Source organism: Rhizobacter sp., assembly GCF_031412075.1.
Classification (GTDB): domain Bacteria; phylum Pseudomonadota; class Gammaproteobacteria; order Burkholderiales; family Burkholderiaceae_C; genus Rhizobacter.
In genome coordinates this window covers 1-4433 of the sequence record NZ_JANOCG010000010.1, presented here as the reverse complement: position 1 = coordinate 4433, position 4433 = coordinate 1, and the positions used below count along the sequence as shown (strand labels likewise).

Genomic DNA, 4433 nt, shown 5'->3' with positions numbered 1-4433 from the left:
GCAATGATCTTGCCGATGGTTTCGTCGCTGTTGGCCGAGATGGAGCCGACTTGCGCGATTTCCTTGGAGGTGGTGGTGGCCTTGGAGGCCTTCTTCAGCTCGGCAACCAGGGCCGTGACAGCCTTGTCGATGCCACGCTTCAGGTCCATCGGGTTCATGCCGGCGGCCACGTACTTCATGCCTTCGCGAACGATGGCTTGTGCGAGCACGGTGGCGGTGGTGGTGCCGTCGCCAGCGATGTCAGAGGTCTTGGAAGCGACTTCCTTGACCATCTGCGCGCCCATGTTCTGGAGCTTGTCCTTCAGCTCGATTTCCTTGGCCACGGACACACCGTCCTTGGTCACGGTGGGGGCGCCGAACGAACGCTCGAGCACCACGTTGCGGCCTTTGGGGCCCAGGGTCACCTTGACGGCGTTGGCCAGGATGTTCACACCCTCGACCATGCGTGCGCGGGCTTCACCGCCGAAGACTACGTCTTTTGCTGCCATGTTTTATCTCTCCAGTGTTCTGTAGGAATTACTTTTCGACGACAGCGAAGAGATCTTCTTCGCGCATCACGAGCAACTCGTCGCCATCGACCTTGACGGTCTGGCCGCTGTACTTGCCGAACAAAACGCGGTCACCGACCTTGATGTTCAGGGCCACGAAGTCACCCTTGTCGTTGCGCTTGCCCGGGCCCACAGCCAGGACTTCGCCCTGGTCAGGCTTTTCAGCGGCGTTGTCGGGGATGACGATGCCGGAGGCGGTCTTGGTTTCTTGTTCCAAGCGCTTGACGATCACGCGATCGTGCAACGGACGAAGTTTCATAGCATCTCCTTGATGACTCAAAAACCGAGCTTCTGGTTGAAATGGGCGCCAGTAAGCGACCATTGACTTTGCAGACGGCTGGGCCTCAGAGGGCCTGGATCAGCCGTTAGCACTCAAAGGGGTCGAGTGCTAGCAACCGGAATTATAGGGGTGAGCGCCCGGCTTTCAAGAGGGAGGCTGATCCGGAGGGATCAAATCGCTGCCTTCGCCCGCTTCGCCCTGCGGCAAGGAGGGGCGGGCGGCCAGCCGATAGCTTTCGGTGGCCCAGGCGCCGAAGTCCGCGTTTTTGCAGCGCTCGCTGCAAAACGGGCGGAAGAGGTTTTCGGCGGCGTAGACGCTGTCGCCCTTGCAATTGGGGCAGGTGACGATGCGGCGCGGAGGCCGAGGCGGTGAAGACGCCTGACTCATGAGCACAAGGTGAGTTCGAAGCTGGTGTCGGCGCTGGCAGGCTTGAGGCGGCCTTCTGCGTCTTGGCGCATCAGGCGCACCAGCACCATCAGGCGGTGGCCGCTGATCTCGGGCACCAGTTGGGCCGCGGGGTCAATGCGCAGGCGCAGCAGGTGGAAGACCCGACCGGCCGGCAGGCTCTGCTGAAACTGGCCGCCTTGGGTGACGACCTTGTGCGGCGTGCCCGCATCGCGCAGCAGGCTGAGCAGCACTTTCAGGGCTTCGGCCAGTGGCATCAAGGTCGAGACCCATTGGTTGAGGTCAGCACGCCGGCGCGCTGGCTCCTGCTGCTGCCAGGCGTAATAGGCCGGCAAGTCGAACTCGCAGGTGCCACCGGGGATGCTGATGCGGCTGCGGATGCTCATCAGCCACTCGTTGGCCGTGAGCGCATGTCCGGCCTTGCCCGACAACTGGTTGAGACCGTTGAACGCGTGGTCGACCTTGGCAATCACCTGGTTGAGCACTTCGTCAGAGATCGACGGGTTGCCGCGGTAGCTGTTGAGCTGGCTGCGTTGGCGCTCGAGGTCTTTGAGCAGGTCTGACTTGAGATCAGCGCGTGAAGCCACGTCCATGATCTCGAACATGGTGGCCAGCGCGTAGTGGTGGTCCACGGTTTCATCGCGGGGCATCAGGCGGCCGAGGCGGTCGAACAGGTGTTCGAGCCGCAGCATGGTGCGGATGCTCTCGTTGAAGGGGTACTCGTACAAGATCAAGATGGGGGTGCTCCGCTCGACCGGCGCGATTGTTCCATAGGCACCCAGCGATCCCACAAGATGCCCACTTCATGCGCGAGCTGGGCGAGGCTCAGCCCTTCGTTGAAGATGACGGCATCGGCGATGGCGCGGCGCACCTCGCGGCGGGCTTGCTGTGCAATCACCGCCTCAACGGCTTCGCGCGCCCAGGCCGAGCGTTGGATCACGCGCTCGATCTGCGTGGCCTCATTGCAGTCGACAACCAGTACGCGATCGACCCGGGTGCGCCAGTGACGGGACTCGGCGAGCAATGGAACATCGAAGACAAGGGGGCGCCCGGCCGCCGCCAGCGCCTGACGGTTGCATTCGGCACCGATCATCGGGTGCAGGATGGCCTCCAGGCGGGCTTTGGCCGACCTGTCGGCGAAGACCAGCTCGCGCATGTAGGCCCTGTCGAGACCGCCGGCAGCATCGATGGCGCTGAGGCCGAACTGGGCTCGGAGCGCGTCGATGGCCGCCCCACCTGGCAATGCCAGCGAGCGGGCGATGGCATCGGTGTCGATCAGTGCTGCACCGCGCTCTACCAGCAGGCGGGCTACGGTGCTCTTGCCGCTGCCGATGCCGCCGGTGAGGCCGACGCGCAGATCGAAATTTGCAGCCATGGGTGCTGCGACCTGACCCGTCAGGCCCAGCCCAACCAACCGAGCACCCGCTGATGACCGGCCAGCATCACCACGATGCCGCCCCCGGCGAGAAAGGGGCCGAAGGGAACGTAGCGCCCTTCGCGCAAGCTGCTCGACAGCTTCATGCCGATGCCGACCACGGCGCCGATGACCGAGGCGCCGAGCACGATGGGCAGAACCATTTGCCAGCCCAGCCAGGCACCCAGCGCAGCGAGCAGCTTGAAGTCGCCATAACCCATGCCCTCTTTGCCGGTGGTGAGCTTGAACAGCCAGTACACCGACCACAGCGACAGGTAGCCCGCCACGGCACCCCAGATGGCTTGTGGCGGCGCGATCGTCCAGCCCAGCACGCTCGCGAGCAGACCGGCCCACAACAGCGGCAGGGTGAGGTTGTCGGGGAGCAGGGTGGTGTCCCAGTCGATGCCCGCCAGGGCGATCAGCATGGCCACGACAAAGCACCACAACAAGGCTGTGGGCTCGGCGCCGAAGCGCCAACCGACGGCGGCGAACAGCGCGCCGGTGAGCAGCTCTATCACCGGGTACCGGGGTGAGATGCGGGTCTTGCAGGAAGCGCAGCGCCCGCGCAACCACAGGTAACTCAGCACCGGGATGTTTTCGTGCCAGGCAATCAGGTGAGAGCACGCTGGGCAGCGTGAACGGGGGTGCGACAGCTGCAGTGGGCCGAGGCGGGCCAGCGCTTCAGTCAGCGACTTGCCGGTCTGTGCGGTCGAGGCAGCTGGTGCGGCGCCAAACACGCGCCGGTGCGACTCGTCGTCAGCCAGTTGATTGCCAACGTCGCCCCACCAGCCGCGATCAAGCATCAGCGGCAGGCGGTGAATCACCACGTTGAGAAAACTGCCGATGCACAGGCCCAGCAGAGCCAGGACCCAGGGTGACAGCAGTTCAGCGACGGGCAAGCCCATCACGGACGGTCAGACCACCGCACCGAGCTTGAAGATCGGCAAATACATCGAAACCACGATGCCGCCAATCAAAGTACCCAGGATCACGATGATGAAAGGCTCCATCAGTGATGACAGGCCCTTGACGGCTTCGTCCACTTCATCTTCATAGAACTCGGCTGCCTTGCCAAGCATGGCATCGAGCGAGCCGGACTCCTCGCCGATGGCGCACATCTGGATCACCATGGTCGGGAACACGCCGGTGGTCTGCATGGAGTTGGTCAGGCTGGCGCCGGTCGAGACGTCTTTCTGAATTTGCTCGGTGGCGTCTTTGAAGACGGCGTTGCCGGAGGCGCCACCCACCGAGTCAAGAGCTTCGACCAAGGGCACGCCTGCTGCGAACATGGTCGAGAGGGTTCGGGTCCAACGCGCGATCGCAGATTTGTTCACCAGGGAGCCAAACACCGGCGCTTTGAGCAGCAAGCGATCCATGGTTCGCTGCATCTTCTCGGAGCGCTTCCAAGACTCGAAGAAGAAATAGATGCCGCCGCCCAGAAAGCCAAAAATCGCCCACCAGTAACTCACGAAGATCTCTGACAAGGCAATCACGAACAAAGTCGGCGCAGGCAGATCCGCACCGAAAGACGTGAACACTTCTTTGAAAACCGGGATGACGAATAACATGATGACGGCCAGCACAACGAACGCCACGACCATCACCGCCACCGGGTACATCAGGGCCGACTTGATCTTGTTCCGGATGGCCATCGTTTTTTCTTGGTAGATCGCCAGTCGATCCAGCAAGGTGTCCAAAATACCGCCCGCCTCGCCGGCCTCGACCAGGTTGCAGTAAAGCGCGTCAAAGTAGAGCGGGTGCTTGCGGAATGCGGATGACAGGCTCG

At 62.8% G+C, this 4433-nt stretch carries 7 protein-coding genes; all 7 read right to left on the bottom strand.

Going from position 1 to position 4433, the window contains the following annotated elements:
- A partial coding sequence (locus RMO40_RS00325) for a TCP-1/cpn60 chaperonin family protein (protein WP_309714837.1) occupies positions 1–488 on the bottom strand: 488 nt, incomplete at its 3' end.
- 28 nt (positions 489–516) lie between these two features.
- Positions 517–807 (bottom strand): co-chaperone GroES, encoded by a 291-nt coding sequence (groES, locus tag RMO40_RS00320; RefSeq protein ID WP_054018942.1) that lies wholly within the window; start codon positions 805–807, stop codon positions 517–519.
- Positions 808–972: 165 nt separating this feature from the next.
- Complete coding sequence (locus tag RMO40_RS00315; RefSeq protein WP_309714829.1) at positions 973–1215, bottom strand: DNA gyrase inhibitor YacG; 243 nt, start codon at positions 1213–1215, stop codon at positions 973–975.
- Entirely contained in the window at positions 1212–1967 is a 756-nt protein-coding gene (gene zapD / locus RMO40_RS00310; protein WP_309714827.1) for a cell division protein ZapD, read from the bottom strand. Before zapD ends, RMO40_RS00315 begins: the two co-directional genes overlap by 4 nt.
- Entirely contained in the window at positions 1964–2608 is a 645-nt protein-coding gene (gene coaE, locus RMO40_RS00305; protein ID WP_309714839.1) for a dephospho-CoA kinase, read from the bottom strand. The genes zapD and coaE overlap by 4 nt, the downstream gene beginning before the upstream one ends.
- A 20-nt stretch (positions 2609–2628) precedes the next feature.
- Positions 2629–3552, bottom strand: coding sequence for a prepilin peptidase (locus tag RMO40_RS00300; protein ID WP_309714825.1), 924 nt, complete (start codon positions 3550–3552; stop codon positions 2629–2631).
- Positions 3553–3561: 9 nt separating this feature from the next.
- On the bottom strand, positions 3562–4433 hold an 872-nt coding region (locus RMO40_RS00295), incomplete at its 5' end, for a type II secretion system F family protein (RefSeq protein WP_309714823.1).

What these genes read in the sequence shown, in the direction of transcription:
- groES (WP_054018942.1), bottom strand. Translation starts at nt 807, where the DNA reads ATGAAACTTCGTCCGTTGCACGATCGCGTGATCGTCAAGCGCTTGGAA.
- RMO40_RS00315 (WP_309714829.1), bottom strand. Translation starts at nt 1,215, where the DNA reads ATGAGTCAGGCGTCTTCACCGCCTCGGCCTCCGCGCCGCATCGTCACC.
- coaE (WP_309714839.1), bottom strand. Translation starts at nt 2,608, where the DNA reads ATGGCTGCAAATTTCGATCTGCGCGTCGGCCTCACCGGCGGCATCGGC.
- RMO40_RS00300 (WP_309714825.1), bottom strand. Translation starts at nt 3,552, where the DNA reads ATGGGCTTGCCCGTCGCTGAACTGCTGTCACCCTGGGTCCTGGCTCTG.